At 72.3% G+C, this 17,099-nt stretch carries 17 protein-coding genes and 1 pseudogene; 7 read left to right on the top strand and 11 right to left on the bottom strand.

Features of this window, described 5'->3' with window-relative positions; genetic code table 11:
• Window positions 1-6 precede the first annotated feature (6 nt).
• The 3 genes from WBK31_RS13880 to WBK31_RS13870 all read right to left on the bottom strand — a co-directional run bounded on the left by WBK31_RS13880 (window position 7) and on the right by WBK31_RS13870 (window position 1,778).
• Window positions 7-897 (bottom strand): LysR family transcriptional regulator, encoded by an 891-nt coding sequence (locus WBK31_RS13880; RefSeq protein ID WP_406674965.1) that lies wholly within the window; start codon window positions 895-897, stop codon window positions 7-9.
• A 150-nt stretch (window positions 898-1,047) separates the two neighbouring features.
• Complete coding sequence (locus tag WBK31_RS13875) at window positions 1,048-1,521, bottom strand: hemerythrin domain-containing protein (RefSeq protein ID WP_406674964.1); 474 nt, start codon at window positions 1,519-1,521, stop codon at window positions 1,048-1,050.
• A 107-nt stretch (window positions 1,522-1,628) separates the two neighbouring features.
• Window positions 1,629-1,778, bottom strand: coding sequence for a GPGG-motif small membrane protein (locus WBK31_RS13870; protein WP_345405630.1), 150 nt, complete (start codon window positions 1,776-1,778; stop codon window positions 1,629-1,631).
• A 216-nt stretch (window positions 1,779-1,994) separates the two neighbouring features.
• Here WBK31_RS13870 and WBK31_RS13865 point away from each other — a divergent pair, with 216 nt between their 5' ends.
• The gene (locus WBK31_RS13865) at window positions 1,995-2,420 is read left to right on the top strand and encodes a peptidase inhibitor family I36 protein (protein ID WP_406674963.1); all 426 of its coding nucleotides are present in this window, start codon (window positions 1,995-1,997) and stop codon (window positions 2,418-2,420) included.
• Window positions 2,421-2,470: 50 nt separating this feature from the next.
• Here the strand turns inward: WBK31_RS13865 and WBK31_RS13860 are convergent, their stop codons facing one another.
• Together WBK31_RS13860 and WBK31_RS13855 are read right to left on the bottom strand one after the other, a co-directional pair.
• Window positions 2,471-3,049 carry a dihydrofolate reductase family protein gene (locus tag WBK31_RS13860; RefSeq protein WP_406674962.1) on the bottom strand — a complete coding sequence of 193 codons (579 nt, stop codon included), beginning with the start codon at window positions 3,047-3,049 and terminating at the stop codon, window positions 2,471-2,473.
• 158 nt (window positions 3,050-3,207) lie between these two features.
• Complete coding sequence (locus WBK31_RS13855; protein ID WP_364050340.1) at window positions 3,208-5,511, bottom strand: polysaccharide lyase 8 family protein; 2,304 nt, start codon at window positions 5,509-5,511, stop codon at window positions 3,208-3,210.
• 125 nt (window positions 5,512-5,636) lie between these two features.
• Between WBK31_RS13855 and WBK31_RS13850 the strand changes: the two are divergent.
• The 4 genes and pseudogenes from WBK31_RS13850 to WBK31_RS13835 form a co-directional block, all read left to right on the top strand.
• A pseudogene (locus WBK31_RS13850) lies at window positions 5,637-5,777 on the top strand (hypothetical protein); the annotation flags it as partial.
• Window positions 5,778-5,853: 76 nt separating this feature from the next.
• Window positions 5,854-5,949: a hypothetical protein gene (locus tag WBK31_RS13845; RefSeq protein WP_364057358.1), complete on the top strand. Its 96-nt coding sequence runs from the start codon at window positions 5,854-5,856 to the stop codon at window positions 5,947-5,949.
• A gap of 248 nt (window positions 5,950-6,197) precedes the next feature.
• Window positions 6,198-6,827, top strand: coding sequence for an enolase C-terminal domain-like protein (locus WBK31_RS13840; protein WP_378789271.1), 630 nt, complete (start codon window positions 6,198-6,200; stop codon window positions 6,825-6,827).
• Between the two features lie 77 nt (window positions 6,828-6,904).
• Window positions 6,905-7,285: an SDR family oxidoreductase gene (locus WBK31_RS13835; protein ID WP_364057355.1), complete on the top strand. Its 381-nt coding sequence runs from the start codon at window positions 6,905-6,907 to the stop codon at window positions 7,283-7,285.
• A gap of 8 nt (window positions 7,286-7,293) precedes the next feature.
• On the opposite strand, the gene WBK31_RS13830 is transcribed toward WBK31_RS13835, so the two are convergent.
• Window positions 7,294-7,674, bottom strand: coding sequence for a hypothetical protein (locus WBK31_RS13830; protein WP_364050334.1), 381 nt, complete (start codon window positions 7,672-7,674; stop codon window positions 7,294-7,296).
• 440 nt (window positions 7,675-8,114) lie between these two features.
• Here WBK31_RS13830 and WBK31_RS13825 point away from each other — a divergent pair, with 440 nt between their 5' ends.
• Both WBK31_RS13825 and WBK31_RS13820 read left to right on the top strand, forming a co-directional pair.
• Entirely contained in the window at window positions 8,115-11,525 is a 3,411-nt protein-coding gene (locus tag WBK31_RS13825) for a CHAT domain-containing protein (protein WP_406674961.1), read from the top strand.
• Window positions 11,522-12,241 carry a hypothetical protein gene (locus tag WBK31_RS13820; RefSeq protein WP_378789275.1) on the top strand — a complete coding sequence of 240 codons (720 nt, stop codon included), beginning with the start codon at window positions 11,522-11,524 and terminating at the stop codon, window positions 12,239-12,241. The genes WBK31_RS13825 and WBK31_RS13820 overlap by 4 nt, the downstream gene beginning before the upstream one ends.
• Here the strand turns inward: WBK31_RS13820 and WBK31_RS13815 are convergent.
• The 5 genes from WBK31_RS13815 to WBK31_RS13795 form a co-directional block, all read right to left on the bottom strand.
• Entirely contained in the window at window positions 12,213-13,652 is a 1,440-nt protein-coding gene (locus tag WBK31_RS13815; RefSeq protein WP_378789277.1) for an ATP-binding protein, read from the bottom strand. The genes WBK31_RS13820 and WBK31_RS13815 overlap by 29 nt on opposite strands.
• Complete coding sequence (locus tag WBK31_RS13810; RefSeq protein WP_406674960.1) at window positions 13,649-14,329, bottom strand: response regulator transcription factor; 681 nt, start codon at window positions 14,327-14,329, stop codon at window positions 13,649-13,651. Before WBK31_RS13810 ends, WBK31_RS13815 begins: the two co-directional genes overlap by 4 nt.
• Entirely contained in the window at window positions 14,326-14,844 is a 519-nt protein-coding gene (locus tag WBK31_RS13805) for a hypothetical protein (protein ID WP_364050323.1), read from the bottom strand. Before WBK31_RS13805 ends, WBK31_RS13810 begins: the two co-directional genes overlap by 4 nt.
• 11 nt (window positions 14,845-14,855) lie before the next feature.
• Window positions 14,856-16,061 carry an acyltransferase family protein gene (locus WBK31_RS13800; protein ID WP_406674959.1) on the bottom strand — a complete coding sequence of 402 codons (1,206 nt, stop codon included), beginning with the start codon at window positions 16,059-16,061 and terminating at the stop codon, window positions 14,856-14,858.
• Between the two features lie 197 nt (window positions 16,062-16,258).
• Window positions 16,259-17,023, bottom strand: coding sequence for an SGNH hydrolase domain-containing protein (locus WBK31_RS13795; RefSeq protein ID WP_364050317.1), 765 nt, complete (start codon window positions 17,021-17,023; stop codon window positions 16,259-16,261).
• Window positions 17,024-17,099: the final 76 nt, after the last annotated feature.

Genomic DNA, 17,099 nt, shown 5'->3' with positions numbered 1-17,099 from the left:
CATCGCTCACGCAAGAGCGCCGTCGAACAGCGAGCGGAAGTTCCGCACCGCCGGGTTGGTGTCGCCGGTGCGCCAGGCCAGGTCCAGCGTGACGACCCTGGCCGGCGGCGCGAGCGGGCGGAAGGCGACGTCGCCGCGGCGCACCCGCGCCACCGACTCGGGCACGATCGACACGCCGATCCCGGCGGCCACCAGCCCCACGATGGTCTGCATCTGCACGGCCTCCTGGACGATCCTGGGCTCGAACCCGGCCGCCCTGGCCACGCCGGTGATCTGGTCGTGCAGCCCCGGCCCGTACCGGCGCGGGAACATCACGAACGGCTCCCGCGCGAGCGCCGCGAGCGGCAGCGACGTCCGGGCGGCGTGGGGATGATGGGCGGGCAGCGCGGCGAGCAGGGGTTCCCTGGCCACCGTCCGGGTCGAGAGCACCTCGGCGGCGGCTCCGGCGAGCGGCGCGTGCAGCAGGCCGACGTCGAGCCGTCCCTGCCGCAGCTCTTCCGCCTGCTGTGCGGTGGGCAGCTCGCGCAGCTCGACGTCCACTCCCGGGTATCGGGCGCGGAAGCGGCGCAGCACCTTGGGCAGCGTGCCGTTGGCCGCCGACCCGACGAAGCCGAGCACCAGCCGCCCGGACTCGCCCCGGCCCGCCAGCCTGGCCGACTCCGCCGCCCGGTCGGCATGGGCGAGGGCGGCGCGGGCCTCGGCCACGAACGCCTCACCCGCCGGGGTCAGGCGGACCTGCCTGGTCGTGCGCTCGAACAGCCGCACGCCCAGCTCCTCCTCCAGCTTGCCGATCTGCCGGCTGAACGGCGGCTGCCGCACGCCCTCCCGCGTCGCCGCCCGGCCGAAGTGGAGCTCCTCTGCGAGGGCGACGGCATACCGTAATTGCTGGAGGTTCATACTCCGGTTATAGCCGTCAGGCCATCCGCAGATGATGTCCGGCCGCCGCGCGAGTCCGTACCCTTCGACCGCACGACCTGGCGGAGCTGACGGCGGTGACACGCGGCGGGACCGCGCCGAGGCGGCGCGGTCCCGTGGAACGGTCAGTGGTCACCGGGCGGCGCTGGGGATCTTGAGGGGATCGCGGGGCGCCTCGCTCTTGGCCTCGGCCATGCGCTCGCCCAGCTCCTGCAGCCGCTTGCGGCCGAGCGCCTCGCGCACCTTCGGGAACCAGTCCTGCTCTTCCTCTTCGACGTGGTGACGCACGTTCTCCATGAGAACGGTCATCTTGGCGTCGTAATGCTCGTCGGCGGGGTCGAGCTTCTTCAGCTCCGACAGCATCCAGACGACGACGTGGTGCTCCTCGACGCTCTCCAGGACGTGGCCGCCGGTCTCGGGCACGTCCGCGCGAGCGGCGGGATAGAAGATCGTCTCTTCGATGTACGTGTGCGCGGTCAGCTCCTCGATGACCTGCCCGACGATCTTCTGCTTCTCCTTGTGGGCCTTCGGCCCGGCCTTCTCGAACTGCTTGAACAGCCTCTCCACGGTCTTGTGGTCGTCTTTGAGCAGCACGATGGCATCCATCGAGGGCTTCTCCTCAGGGGGTGTGCGGGGGACGGTGGTGTCCGGGCGTGGTCAGGCCGCGCTCTGCGGCCCGTACGCGCCCGCCGGGGCCCGGGTCGTGCCGGGCGTCAGACGTTGAAGATGCTCACCCCGCCGGGGCCGACCAGCAGCCCGACCACGATGAGGACGATGCCCCACAGGATGTCGCGCCGCGCCAGAAGCACGTAGACACCGGCGACGACGAGGATGACGGCGAGAATCCAAAGAAGTGTAGCCATGGGACCGCGACTGCCCTCAGGCCCGCCCGGGAAACGGAATCGCCTGGCGCGCGTGGTAACGCTTCGATCACGGTCGAATGCCAAGGTGACCGCGTAGCCAGGTCGGCTTACCGCCATGAGCTGCGCGGTATCACCGTGTGTAACTTTTCAAACGCGAACGGTTACGAGAGGGTGGGATCGTCCGAACCGCAGCACTCCCATGGAGGTAACACCCCGATGCGCCGCATCACCACCACGGCCGCGCGCCTGCTGACCGGCCTCGCCGTCGCCGCCGCCGTCACGGCCACCACGCTCCCCGCCCAGGCCGCGCACCGCCTGGCGCTGCCCAAAGGCGTCTTCCGGCTCGCCGACGGCCAGCCCTGCCCACGGGCGACCCTGTGCCTGTACCGGGACTACAACCGCAGCGGCCCCGCGTACGGCGTCCGCGCCGGCTCCGACGTCGACCTGTTCGACCTGCCGATGCCCGGCGGCGTCGGCGGCCCGACCGCGGCGAACAACGTCTCCTCCTGGGTCAACCGCACGGGCTCGACCGCCGTCCTGGTCGATCTCAGGCGACTGAGGATCAGGCTGCTGTTCCCCTGGCAATCGATCGAGGAGCCGCCCGGCGACAACGACACGGTGGACTTCCTGCGGTGGCGCTGAGCCGCCTTCGCGAGCCGCCGCCCGGGCACCGGCGGGCGGCGGCGCCCCCCTCACCGCACGCGGTAGCGCAGGTGGGCGGCGACGCCGCCGACCGGTGCGCCCAGGGGCTCCAGCTCGGCCCGCACGCCGCCGAACAGCGGCGTCCCCTCCCCCATCAGAATCGGCATGACGTGCAGGTGCACCTCGTCCAGCAGGCCCGCCGTGAGCAGGCTCCCGGCCAGGTTCGCGCCCACCACCAGGACGTCCTTGCCGCCCGCGGCCTCCTTGGCGCGCCGCGCCGCCGCCTCCAGCCCGTCGAAGGAGAACCTGCCGCCGTTGTCGCCGGTGAAGTCCTCCTCGATCCGGTGGGTGACCACGAAGCCGGGGGCGTGCGGCCAGGGCGTGCCGCCCCACGGGCGCAGGCCAAGCTCGAACGTGCGGCGGCCGATGAGCGCGGCCCCGACCGAGGCGTTGACCGCGTCGCGTACCTCGATGTCGGCCCCCGTGCCGGTCACGGCGTCCGGCCCCTCCCCCGCCATCCAGTCGTGCAGCCGCTCGCCGCCGTCGCCCATCGGCTCGTCGGGCCGCACGTTCGGACCGGCCGAGAAACCGTCGAGGGAGATCGACACGTCCAGCACGATCTTGCTCATGGTGCACCTTCTTTCCGCTCCGGCGGCGCCGCCTCCCGGCTCCGTCACCCGGTAGTCGGAGCCGTCCCGCCCTCTTCGACACGTCGGCTCGGCCTTTTCGGCGGGCATGGAGAAGAACCTTCTCGGCGGGCACGGAGAAGCACAGGGTCCCTGTGCGGTCAGACGTTCAGCACCGCCGTGCGCGCGTGACCGCGAGTGCCGGCGACCTCGACCTTGAGCGCGCCCTTCGACCTGCGCACGCCCCGGTCCGCCTTGACGACCGACTTGATCCGCCAGGGCAGCGTGAGCTTCAGGTCCTCGGCCGTCCGCGACGGATCGGCGACGGCCAGGCGCACCTGAAGCTGCTCGCGGCGCAGCACCACCGCGCACGGCCCGTCCACGCTCAGCGGCCCCTCGTCGGTCTCGACCGTGCCCGCCTTCCAGAAGACGGCGGCCACCATGCCGTCACGGTAGATGGCCTGCACGGTGCCGGAGTTGGCGAGGATCTGCACGCGCCCCTGGTAGGCGGCGGTCTGGTGGACGGACGCCTCGGGCAGCACGGCGTAGGCGTAGCGCGCCTTGCGCGGGTCCACGCCGTGGTCGAGCACGATCGTCGTGTAGTGGCGGGTGACGGGTGTGGTGTCGCCGCCGGTGGTGGCGCCCTTGTCGATGTCGCGCCAGCGGCCGGTGCGCTTCTCGCGCAGCACCTTCGGCTCGGCGCCGTCCAGCAGCGCGTACCCGGCGACGCCGTCCAGGTGCACCCAGCCGTCGCCCCGCGACAGCGGCGGGTGCGCGTTGTGGGTGTTGCGGTTCTCGACGATGGTCTCCACGCGGCGGCCGTCGGAGGCGGTGATACCGGTGCCGAGCGCGATCACGGCGTCGTCGAGCAGGAACCACGCCTTCTTCGCCCGCAGCGACGAGCCGTCGCCGATCAGCTTCATCGCGGCCAGGCCGTACTCGCCGTCCAGCGCCACCCCGCCCGCCCACGGGGTCGGCGGGCGGCGGCGGGTGCCGTGGCGCAGGTCGGCGCGCTTACGGCGATCGACGGTCGTGCCGGGCAGCCGGTACGGGTCGATCGTCGGCCACAGCTCGTCGCTCCAGTGGGTGAGGTCGGAGGTGTAGAGGTACGTCATGCCGTCGCCGGTGTACCAGCCGTGCAGGTTCTCCCTGTTCATGGCCTCGACGGAGCCGATCCGCTTCGAGCTCATGCTGATCGCGTACGCCCAGGTGGGGCGGCGGTGCACGACCCGGTCCATGTCGGCGAAGACGTACGTGCCGGTGATGCGCGGCCCGACCGGAACCGACGGGTCCCGTAAGAGGGCGTCCGCCCGCGCGACGCTGGCCAGCGGCGCGAGCGTGTGGTACGGCACCGCCTGGTTGCGGGTCAGCCAGCCCTTGACCATGGGCCGCCACCGCTTGGCGTGCTTGTCGGGGGCGGTGTCCAGCAGTGTCAGGATGGCCTCGATGGTCTTCTGGCCGGAGTGGTGGTCGCGGTGGCCCTGCACGGAGATCTGCCGGCCGCGTACGCAGTCCATCATCAGCCCGTCGAAGACGAACGGCACGAAGGAGCGGTCCACGAGGTCGTAGATCGCGTCGATGCCGCGGATCTCCCAGGGCGAGCGGGCGAGCATGGCGATCAGCCGGGCCACGCTCTCCAGGTAGTCGACGCCGTAGCTGCCGGTGTACGGGTAGATGTCGTGCTGGATGAAGGAGCCGTCGCGGTAGAAGCCGTCGCCCGGCCCCTTGGTGAGGCGCAGCAGGTCGGCGACCGCGTTCCTGGCCCGCCTGACCAGCCGGTCGTCGTGGGTGAGCAGGCCGCGCATGGCCACGGCCATCGCCTTGCCCGCCCGGTTGGCGCCGGTCTCGACGACGCCGGGGTGGCTGATGCGCCGCTCGGGGTCGGGGCACCAGCGGCGCAGCGGGCGCAGCCAGCGCCTGAGCCGGTCTTTGGGCAGGCCGTCGTAGAGCAGGGCGCAGGTGTCGGTGAGTGCGCGCGGCACGCCGATCTCCCACCAGTACCAGTTACTGCCCCGCCGGTCGAGGTGTTCGTTGTAGGCGTGCTCGTACAGGAAGTCGAGCGCCTTGACGGCGGTCTCGGCCACCTTCGGGTCGCCGTGCAGGGAGGTGCCGGGGGTGGCCCAGCCGAGCGCGAGCGCGCGCATGCGGTTGTAGGAGCGGTTGAAGTTGCCGGTGTTCGGGTCGCGCAGCGGCAGGTCGGGCCAGAGGCTCGGGCGGCGCCGGTCGAACCTCATCTTGCGCAGCACCGCCTTCGCCGACCCCTCGACGGCTCTGGTCTTGTCGGCGTAGGCGGGGTCGTACTTCGCGCCGGCCAGCAGGCTCACCCACTGCCTGCGCGCCGTGTCGAACGCCGCAGCATCCACCGCCGCCTCCGTCCCCGCCTCGGCGGCTGCGCCCTCGAGGGCGAGGCCCGCCACGGCCGCGGCTCCGAGCAGAGCGGACCGGCGGCTGAGGGGGTAGGTCATAAGGGCCTTTCCGGACAGCTCCAGCAACGTAGCGATCATATGCCGTCGTCAGGGCGCCCGTTGCGGCGTCGCCCGCGCGCCCGCGGGGCGATCTCAGCACGGGCCGCCTCCTGTATCCTCGGTGCATGCCCGCCGATCCGCCAGCAGCGATGGGCAAGGACATCGCACAGTCCTACCGGGGGCTGCTCACCGAGCGCATCGCGCGACAGCTGGAGCACGACATCCGCTCCGGCGAGATCGCGGTAGGGGCCAAGCTTCCGTCAGAGCGCGAGCTGGCCGCCCAGTTCGGCGCCGGCCGCAACGTCGTACGCGAGGTGCTGCGCCGGCACCGATCCGCACCGCATCGAGGACACCTGGCAGTCGCTGTACCGGGGCGCGTACTGGCGGCGCGGCCCGGTCACGATGGCGGCCATCGCCGCCGTGGACACCGCGCTGTGAGACATCAAGGCCAAGGTCGCCGGGCTGCCGCTGTACCAGCTGCTGGGCGGGGCGAGCAGGGAGCGGGTGCCGACGTACGGGCACGCCTCGGGCCGTGACCTGCCCGAGCTGTTCGACTCGATCAGGGCCCGGCTCGCGCAGGGCTACCAGGCGATCCGCGTGCAGACGGGCGTGCCGGGGCTCAAGCGCGTCTACGGCGTCCGCCATGCCGGGGCAGCGCCGGGGCAGCGTCCGAGGGCGCGCGGCCCGTGGTCGAGGACTGGGACACCGGCGCCTACCTGCGCAGCCTGCCCAAGGTGTTCGACGCCGTGCGCCAGGAGTTCGGGCCCGACCTGCCGCTGCTGCACGACGCCCACCACCGGCTCACCCCCATGCAGGCGGCCCGGCTGGGCAAGGACCTGGAGCCGTACGACCTGTTCTGGCTGGAGGACTGCACGCCCGCCGAGAACCAGGAGGGCCTGCGGCTCGTGCGCTCCCACACCACCACGCCGCCGGCCATCGGCGAGGTCTTCAACACCGTGCACGACTACCGGACGCTCATCGGCGAGCAGCTCATCGACTACGTGCGCTCGGCCGTCACGCACTTCGGCGGCGTGTCGCCGCTGAAGAAGCTCTTCGACTACGCCGCCCAGTACCCGATCAAGAGCGCCATCCACGGACCCGAGGACATCTCCCCCGTCGGCATGGCCGCCGCGATCCACCTGGACCTCGCGATCCACAACTTCGGCATCCAGGAGTACGCCGGCTACACCGAGCTGACCGAGGCCGTCTTCCCGCACGCCTACACTTTCACCGACGGCCGCCGCGCTGCGCGGCACCTGAGGGCGCGGCGCCTTCGACGCCCTGGTCAACAACGGGCCAGGCCCAGGCGGCGCTGATCGAGGACACCACCGAGGAGATGTTCGACCGGCTCACCCGGGTGCCGCTCAAAGGGCCGTTCTTCCTCACGTAACGGCTGCTGCCGCTGCTCGCCGACGGCGGCGCGATCGTCAACACCGGCAGCAGCTCGACCGCCGCCTACGGCGTGACGCCCGGGTACGCGACCTACGCCGCCATGAAGGGCGGCCTCAACGTGCTGACCGGCCACATGGGCAAGGAGTTCAGCGCGCGCGGCATCCGCGTGAACGCCGTCGCGCCCGGCCCGACCCGTACCCGGCTGGGCGGCGACGCCTTCGACCGCAACCCCGAGGCGATCCCGCCGCTCGCCGCCCGCACGGCCCTGGGCAAGATCGGCGACCCCGACGACGTCGCCGCGATGATCGCCGTCCTGGCCGGCGACGAGGACCGCTGGGTCACCGCGCAGATCCTTGAGGTGTCGGGCGGCTTCAACCGCTGACGCCGCCATCAGTAGATGCGGTACTTCCTGCCGCAGTTGTCGAATTTTCCGGCCCAGCAGGTGAAGGTGTACACCTTCTTGATCCCGCGGCCGCTCCAGGCGCCGGTGACCTTGCCGTCCCAGGCCTTGTTGAACTTCACCCAGCGGCCGTTCTGGTACACCTCGAACCAGACCCAGCCCTTCGTGCCGCCGCGCTTGTCCACGCCGTACCACTTCGTGAACACCTTGCCGCCGGACGTCCAGGTCTTGCCGAACGTGTACGCCTTGTGGTCGCTGGAGAAGACCTTGCCCCAGCTCGTCCCGGTGCTCGCCTGGGCGGGGGCGCTCATCGCGAGGCCGGTGACGGCCATCGAACCGGCGAGGGCGGCGATCGCCAGGGTCTTGCGCATGTCGGGTTCCTCCCCCTGTCATTCGGTGCGTTCCGCTTGATGACAGGGACGGTACGGGGCTGCGCGCCGGATGACTGTGGACGAATACGCACACCGCGTGTGACGGCCGCCACATCCACGTTCCTGCTGGTAGGGACCTGTTCTGTCGCCCGCCGTCAAGATGGCCGCCGCCGCGATGGGCCCGGTCGCATCGGGCGCGGCGGCCCCATGCGACCGGCATGCGGAATTCGTCGATCAGGGAGCGTCGAACGCCATGATCACCTAGGATGAATCTCTTCTCATCGAGAAGGCCGAGGGCGTATCGAAACACCGCAGTTCTCGACTGCTCCAGCACCCTTGGTGGCACGACTCCGCGATGATGTGGAATCGCCCGCCGCCGGCCGGGACATTCCGTTCATCGTGGCCGAACATGTCGGTTCGTCAATTATTCGAGAGGGCATGTGCGCACCTACGATGACGTCACGGCACTGGCGTTTCTGCTGCTGCTCGGCGATGAAAAGCCGATGGCGGGCCTGCTCGTAGCGAATTCGTATCAGAAACCGTCGAATGGATTATTACAGAAGGCACGGATCGATGGGCTGCCGGAGATGCGATCCGTCGAGCGGGCGATGGCCGGCGAGCGGGTCCTGCCGGGCTGGGGCGTCCTCCTGGAGTCGGGCACGCTCGGCGTCGTCGTCCCGCACCACCCAAGGTTCGTCGAGGACTGCGCCGTCGATCTGCCCGGTGGCTGGGCCGAGGCGGCCGGGGCGCGCGGCGCCGTCCTCCTCGCGGTGGTCCATCCCGGCGCGTGGGACACGGTGGTCGCCGATTTCGAGTCCGCCGCGCAGGACGGGTACGTGCTGGGTGGCCTGGTGGGGTTCGACCGGGTGGTTCACGAGCCCGTGGAGGGCCCGCCCACGCTGCGCATCTTCCACAGCCCGATGGACCACCTGCTGAGCCTGGCGCAGTTCGTCAACGACGGCGTCATGACGCTCGATGAGGCCATGCGCAGGGTGCGGGATGTCCAGGAGCTCTCCGAGACGACGCCGGAGCCGGCCTGGCCCTCTGATGGGGCGCAGCTCGACCTGCTGCTGCGCGCCGGGCCGACGCTGCCCGGCACCGAGGTCCGCGGAGCGTACGCCTACGCGCGGATGCTCACCGAGATCACGGAGGCGCAGGGAGGCACGTACTGGGAGCGGGCCGCGGACCTGACGGTCGAGCACGCGGTCCGGGCGCTCGGGGTCACCGGCGACATGCGCCTGTTCCGGGACGCCGATGCGGTGTCACGGCGGCGCATCGCGATGTATCGACGCGACGGGGAGACGGCGAAGCTCGGGTGGGCGCTGGTCAACGCGGCGCGCCTGCACCTGGCCATGCAGGTGCCGCTCGACCGGGCCGGGGACGCGTACGCCGAGGCGGAGCCAGGGATGATGTCCTGCAGGAAAGCCCGCCGGACCTGGCGCAGGCTCGAGCATTTCACTGAGGCCGCCGGCGAGGAGCTGGACGCGCTGGAGCACAAAGTGGCGGCGATTCCCCTGCTGGAAGAGGCCGCGTCACTGGCCGACGACGCCACCCGTGCACGTCTCCTGGTCTGCGAGGCGCGGATGGGAGCCCGGCCCCGGCCGGGCGACGCCTTCGCGGCGGCGATGGTCAAGGACGGGCCGGAGCCCGCCTGCCGGCTCGCCCTCCTGCGGCTGGTCACCCCGTCCACCGCCGCCAAGGCCGCGAGGATCGTCTTCGCCGAGCCACCGGACGTCTACGCCGGCAGCGAGGGTACCGGCCGGGCGCGCGACGTGGTCTCGCAAGGACTCCAGATCGCCCGCGACGCGCGCGATCGTGCGCTGCTCTCCCGGGTCCTCGCTTGGGCGGACCAGTTGGGCGAGGACGACGACACGGCGTACCTGCGGCAGGTGTGGGAAGCCAGGCTCCACCTCGGCGAGGGCGTGTCATGCTCGGCCGGGGAGAGGAAACTCGCGAAACTGGCGGATCGCTTCCGTGACGAACGGCGCCGCCCGCCGGAGGCGGACGTCCTGCACCTGGCGGCCCACATACGCGAGGCCGGCCTGGCCGACCTGGGGCAGCAGCTCCTGATCGACCACGGATCCATCTGGCGCCGGTCCGCTTCGGGCGTGCTGGCCGCCGCGGATCTGCACGCACTGGCGGCCACTTGCGAGTCGCCATCCGAACAGTGGCCTCACCCGCAGACCCATCACGCGTACGCCGCGGCGAGGTATTCGGAGGTGGGCCTCTTCGACCTGGCGGGCGCCCACCTGGCCCTGTTCCGGCGCTGGCTGCGGGAAGCCGACGACCAGGCGCTGCGGCATGCCGTCGCGGCGCTGATGCAGGCGGCGCCGAGCCTGTACGGCAGCCGTGACCGTGAGCTCGCCGCCACGATCCGCAACGTCGCGCACGCCCTGACGTGGCAGGTGACCCGGCATATCGAGCACATGCCGCTCACCTACCTCCTGTACGCCATGCATTGCGCCAAGGGGGCCGAATTCGCCCGCTGGTACGGCGCCCGTGACCCGCTGGAGAGCCTCCCGCGAGCGATCGCGCCGCTGCTCAGCCGGTGCCGCCAAGCCGAAGCCGAGGTGGATCCCAGGGAGCTGGCCTCGCCGCCCGCATCGACGGATCTGCTGACCCCGTTGGAGGACGACCCGCCCGAGTCCGGGGCCACGGAGGCGGAGATCGTCCGTAACCAGCGCCGGTTCACCGATCGCCTGATCGACATGGGCCTGCTGCACGAGGGGCGGAACGGGAAACCCCTCGACGTGATGGGGCACATCATCCCCCTCCTGCAACAGCGGAACCTGCTGGACGATCGCACGGTGTTGCTGGCCTGGTTCGTACCCGAGCCGGAGCTGATCCCTGGCGATGTCGTGCTGGTCGCGTTCACCCGCGACCACAACGCGGTGCGCGTCGTCGTCCCTGACGGATCCGCGGACGAGCAGGCGTCCGCACACAGACCGCTCACCGACGACGTCCGAAGGATACGCGCGGAGATCGTCGCCGATCCCCTGTTCGACGACCTCACGCCCGACGCTCGGCGCGAACTGGCCGACAACGTCCTTCTCACCGGCAGCGCGAGCGTGCTGGAGGCCTGCCGGCGGCAGGGCAAGGACCGGCTGATCCTCTGGCCGCACGGATCATTGCACTTCTTCCCGTTCCACCTGTGCTCGGTCGGCGGCCGTACCATCGCCGACGACTGGACGGTCACCTCCATCCCGAGTCTTTCCGCACTGGTGCCGCAGACCGCGCGCGTGCGACCCCGCCGTACGGCGGTGATCGCTTCCGCGCTGGGCGGAACCCCTTTCGGGCTGACCGCGGAGGACCTGCTGGAGGAGCACGCCTGCGAGGTCGCCGCCACGGCCGGCGTGCCGGCGATCGTCGGCCCCGAGGCGACCCGGCACCGGCTGCTGCGCGAGCTCGCCGACGCCGACGTCATCCACATCGCCGCGCACGGCACCTCCGACCCCGCCGCGCCGTGGTTCCACTGCCTGTACTTAAGCCCGGATCAGGACGACGACGGCCGGGTGTTCGCCCATGACCTGCTTTCGGTGGACCTGCGCGGCGTCCGGCTGGTGACGCTCGCCGCGTGCGACTCCGCGCTCGGCCGGTTCGACCTGGGCGACAACCTGCGCGGCATCCCCGGAGCGCTGCTCGCCTCCGGCGCCGAGGCCATCGTCGGCTGCCTGTGGCCGGTACGTCCCGAGCCCGCGACGGCCTTCTTCGCGGACCTGCACCGCCGGCTCGGCAGCGCGAGCGTCGTCGACGCATTCCGCGGAGCTCAGCTCGCCACCCGTGCCGCTTATCCCCAATACCGTGACTGGGGGGCGTTCTCCCTCATCCAGGCCAGGATCACGACATCATGAACCTCACCACGCACCCCATCGATCTCCAGCCAGAACGCACCCTGGGCACCCCTCCGGACCTCGATGCGCTGCACGGCAGGCTCTCGTTCGGCTGGGACTGCCTGCCCGTGAGCGAGGGGATCGCGCCCGCCGAGTGGGTCGCGTACGCGGCGGCCGCGCCGGACCGCGAGCTCCGTCACCTCGTGCTGGTCTGCTCGTTCCATCCGGAGAGCCCGGACGCGCGCGGCGAGTTCGTGCGGGCCTCCCTCGGCCTGTCGCTGCGCACGCTCGCCGCCGACGGCCCGCCACCGAACGGCTCAGGTCCGCAGCACGACGATCCCCGTCCGATCGCGCGCGCGATCGAACCGGGCGAGCGGACCGTTCCCGGCGCCGCCGCCCAGTCCAAGATCACGCTGGAGGTCAAGGCGGGGCTGATGAACATCCAGGCGGAACGTCAGTCGCCCGATCCCGCCCCGGCTCACCACGAGTGGATCGTCCGGGGACACGGCGCCGGACAGCCTAAGCCCATGTGGCAATTCCGCCGAGTCCGCAAATATCCCTTGGTCGGCGATCACCACGTGGCGGCTCTCGTCCAGACGGTGCCCGGCCGCGTCAACCTCGCCGACGTCCTGCTCGCCGCGGAGGTGGAACACCATACCTTCGGCATCCGCCGCTACCGTGCCAGGCTCACCCCGGCGCTGTCCACCATCACCGTGTCGGACCCGCAGGCAGGGTGAGTGTCATGACCGTGCCTCTTCCAGGGGCCGGGGCGGCGGTGAGTGCGCCGCCGTGGAGGCGGGCGTTCTCGGCGGCGATGGCCAGGCCGAGGCCGCTGCCCTCGCTGCGAGTGCGCGCGGAGTCGCCCTTGGTGAAGCGGTCGAAGACGTGCGGCAGCAGGTCTGCCGGGATGCCGGGACCGTCGTCGGCGACGATGACGGCCACCCGTTCGGGGTCCGCCTCGACGCGCACGCTCACCGACACGTCCGGGCCTCCGTGGCGCAGCGCGTTGCCGATCAGGTTGGCGAGGATGACGTCCACGCGGCGCGGGTCGAGCCGGACGCGCAGGCCGGTCGGCAGGTCGGTGCGGACGCGGCCGTCCCAGTGGCGCAGCGCCAGCGTCTTGCCGATCAGCTCGCCGAGGTCCACGTCGTCGAGGTGCAGCACGGCCGCACCCGCGTCGAAGCGGGACACCTCGATGAGGTCCTCGATCAGGCGGGTGAGCTTGCGGGTCTCGTCGGAGACCAGAGCCAGCGCCTCGGCGGTGACCGGCGGCAGCCGTCCCGAGGCGGCGTCGGCGTCGAGCACGCCGGTCACGGCCGACATGGCCGCGAGCGGCGTGCGCAGTTCGTGGGAGACGTCGGCGGCGAAGCGGCGGGCCCGCTCCTCCATGGTGCGCAGCGTCTCCGCGTCGGCCTGGAGGGTTGCCGCCATGGAGTTGAACGCGCGGCCCAGGCCGGCCAGCTCGTCGTCGCCGGTGACGGTGACGCGCGTGTCGAGGCCGCCGGCCGCCATCCGTTCCGTCGCGGTGCGCAGGCGGCGCACCGGGCGCAGCAACCTGCGGGCGGCGAGCAGCGCGGGGATGATCGAGGCCAGCGCGACCGGCAGGGCCCCGGCGCGCGCGGCGGCGGCCAGGTCATCGACGTCCTGCTGCTGGGAGGCCAGCGACATGGAGGCGTAGACGGTGAGCGGGGGCGGGTCGTGCGGGCGTCCTGCGGCGGTGACCGGGACGGCCACCGCCAGCCATGGCGTCTCGCCCTGGTGGAAGCGCTGGGCGAGCGCGGTCGTCGCCGTCGCTCCTTGGGCGCGCAGCGGGGCGGGCAGCGGCGGCGCCTGCGGGTTCGCGGCGACGAGCGCCCCGCCCCGGTACGACAGCGCCGTACGCCACCCGCGCGCCCCCGCGGCCCGGTCGAGCTGCACCGCCAGCGCCCGCAGATCCGCCGCCTCGGGGTCGGCGGGCAGGTCGGGGACCCGGGCGGCGAGGTGGCCGCGCAGCTCCTGGAGCAGGTCGGCCTCGGCGCGTTCGGCGATGGCGTCGCGGCCCTGCCGATACGTGACGGCGGCGGCGGTGACCGCACTCAGCGCCGAGACCAGCAGGAACGCCAGCACGAGCTGCGCGCGCAGGCCACGGGCGAGACGCGGGCGGATCACAACGGCCCGAACCGGTAGCCGAACCCGCGTACGGTCTGGATGTAGCGGGGGTTGCGCAAGTCGTCCTCGATCTTGGCGCGCAGCCGCATGACGCACGCGTCCACCAGCCGGTAGTCACCGTGGAACGCGTGCTCCCACACCTGTTCGAGCAGCTGCTGGCGGCTGAAGGTCTGCTCGGGCGCGGCCGACAGGAACAGCAGCAGCTTCAGCTCCGTCGGGGCCAGCGCCACCTCCTCGCCGCGCTTGAGCACCCGCAGCGCGACCCGGTCGATGAGCAGGTCGCCGTACGTTGAGCGGGCGTTACCGGTCGCCGCCTGCGTGGTGCGTCGCAGCACCGCCCGCATCCTCGCCTCGATCACCTCCGTGCTGGCCGGTTTGATCACGTAGTCGTCGGCGCCGGCCTCCAGGCCGACCACCACGTCCACGTCGTCGTCGCGGGCCGACAGGATCACGATCGGCACCTGGCTGAACGCGCGGATGCGGCGGCACGTCTCCAGCCCGCTCATACCGGGCAGCATGAGGTCGAGCAGCACGATGTCGGGCGCGCTCGCCACCAGCTCCGCCAGCCCGTCTTCGCCGGTGGCGACCAGCAGCGTCTCGTGCCCCTGATGGCGCAGGCCGAGGCCCACGCCGCGGCGCACGGCCGGGTCGTCCTCGATCACCAGAACGCGGGTCACGACGTCCCCTCTCCGCCGGCCGGGACCGCCGTGCCGTGGTCGTCGCAGCGGACCTCCCACGCGCGGTCCCCCATGCCCGGCTCGTACACCTCCACGACCGGACCGCCGCCTCCGGCGGCCGTGCAGACGAGCTGGCTCACCGCGAGGTGCGGCAGGTCGCGCACCAGCCAGGGCAGCCGCAGCTCGACCCGCCCGCCGGACGTCCGCGCCCGGACCTGCTCCTTCGTCGCGGGCACCCGCGTGGCAAGGCCGCGGGCGCGCTCGTCGGCGGTGGGCCCGGCGAGCAGCGCGTCCACCGCCTCCTGCACGCCGTCGCCGGCCACGACGGGCCGCGACACCGGCCAGGTGCCCTCGGGCGTGACAAAATAGACGCGCAGCAGCCGCCCGCTCTCCCCGGTCAGGCCGCCCTGGACCGGCTCGCCCACCGGGCGTACGCCGGTGCCGGTGATGCCGCAGCCGGCCGCGAGCGCCGCCACCGCCGCGACGGCCGCCAGGCGGCCGGGCATGCGCGGCATGTGTTCCCCTTTCACTCTTCGAGCCTGCTCACATCGACGGTCCCCGCGCCGGGCCGCGGCTGCGGGATCGCCGCCCACGCCACCGCCGCGACCGTGACGGCTGCGGCCAGCGCCGCCCATCCGCGGCGGCCGGTGGTCCAGCGGGCGCGGTGGCGTACCGGATCCTCGACGAGGGCCTTCGACACTACTGCAGCCGCCAGCGACAGCCCGGCGGCGACCGCCGTCCAGGCCCAGCCGTCCAGCCCGCCGTGGCGGGGCAGCAGCAGGTAGATCGGCCAATGCCACACGTACAGGCTGTACGACACCTCGCCGATCCTGCGCGGCACCGCGCTGCCCAGGACCAGCCCTGCGCGGCCCTCCGGTGCTCCGGCCAGCAGCGCGATCAGCGCGGCGCAGGCCAGCGAGTGGGCGAACATGCCGCCCTGGAACAGGCCCGGCGCCTCCTCCCCCGCCGTCACCGCCCACGCGACGGCCGGCCCGCCCAGCAGCAACGCGCATGTCAGGTCCACGGCCGTGCGCGGCAGGCGGGCCACGGCCTCGCGGACGGGCATGGTCGCGGCCGCCGCCCCCAGCAGCACGGAGAAGGCGCGGGTGTCGGTGCCCTCGTACGCGCGCGTAGTGTCCACCGCCGCCCCCAGCCTGACCATCAGCAGGAGCGACACGACCGCACCCGTGAGCGCCACCACCGCCACCCGCCACCGTTTCCCGCCGAGCAGCGCGACGATGAGCGGCCAGGCCAGGTAGAACTGCCACTCGACCGCGATGCTCCACAGGTGCGCGAACGGGCGGGTGTCCGAGGCGTTCCAGTAGCCGATGCGCTCGGCGATGTAGTGCCAGTTCACCGCCTGGGCGAGCACCCACGGCGTGTCCTGCTGCGCCGTCCTGAGCAGGTCGGTCCTGCCCGCCGCCCAGGCCAGCGGCGGAGTCATCACGATGAGGACGGCCAGCGCGGGCAGCAACCTGCGGGCCCTCCGCTTCCAGAACGCCGCCAGGTTGAGACGTCTCTTTTCCTGCAGCAGCAGGCCCGTGATGAGGAACCCGGACAGCACGAAGAACAGATCGACCCCGAGGAACCCGCCGCTCAGGTGGCCCGCGTGGAACAGCAGCACCCCGATGACCGCGATTCCGCGCAACCCGTCCAGCGCCGCGATGTGGGCCCGGCGAGGGGCGGGCTGCGCGCCGGACGGAGCCGCGCGCCCGCCCTCGGAAGCGCCCACCGCAGCGGGCGCGCAGCCGGCGGCAGAGCCGTCCGGGCGCTTACCGCCGGAGGCGGACGCGATGGGGCGTTCTACGCCGGCAGCGGAGACGGGGCGGTCGTGGCCGGAACCGCTGCCGCCCTCGACCCGCATAAGACGGCCCGGACGTCGCAGTCCGGCCCGCGTCAGACGCCCTGGAAGTCGTCGTCCGGCGCGCATCAGGAGCAGCCGAGCTTGCTGAACCGCTCATCGTCCGTCCACGGGCCGGTGGCCCACGCGGCGGGAGGGGCCGGGGTGAAGCCGGCCAGCTCGCCCAGCCGCTTGGCGAACCACGTGGCGAAGGCCGCCGAGCCCTGCTGGCAGGAGTGAATGCCGTCCTTGCTGCGCTGGGCCTTGTCCGCGGCGTAGTCGGTGCCCCACAGCTCAGAGGCGTCCAGGAAGCGGGCGCCCGGACCCGCCGCGGCCTGGGCTGCCATGGCGGGCGCGGACTTGATGGCGGCGGCGTACGGCCGGTAGAAGTCGTCGATCTTGAACGGCGGCGCGGAGACCAGCACCAGCCGGGCCCCGGCGTCCTCGGCCGTCTCGGCGAGCTTGCGGTAGGCGGCGAGCTGCTGGCGGGCGGTGCCCCAGTCGTACGTGGTGATCTGGTAGGCGATCACCGTCGGGCGGAAGGACGCGATGCGCTCCTTGAGCGCCTTCCACGCCTCGGCGGCCGCCTTGGTGGTGACCGGGTGGTCGCCGGGGACGAGGTTGCCGCCGCCGTCGGAGGTGGCGTTCTCGACCGTCACGCCTGCGGCCTCCAGCGCCGCCTGCACGGCAGGGGCCTCTGCCCCGGCGATCGAGTCGCCCGTCCAGAGCACGCGCACACCGGGCCGGTCGTCAGCGGAGGAGGAGGCGCCGCAGCCCCCGAGCGCGGCGCCGGCCACCACGGCGAGGACCAGGGCGCCGATCGGGCGTGACAGGGGGTGGGGAATGAGTCGCATGCCCCTCAGGCAAGCAGGCCGATCGGCGGGTGGGCCGCGTTGTCACCGTTCCATCACACAACGCGTGATTCGCCGT

Source organism: Nonomuraea sp. N2-4H (assembly GCF_045291505.1).
Lineage (GTDB): Bacteria > Actinomycetota > Actinomycetes > Streptosporangiales > Streptosporangiaceae > Nonomuraea > Nonomuraea fastidiosa.
The sequence above is the reverse complement of the archived record's forward strand: the minus strand, read 5'-3'. Positions and strand labels throughout refer to the sequence as shown.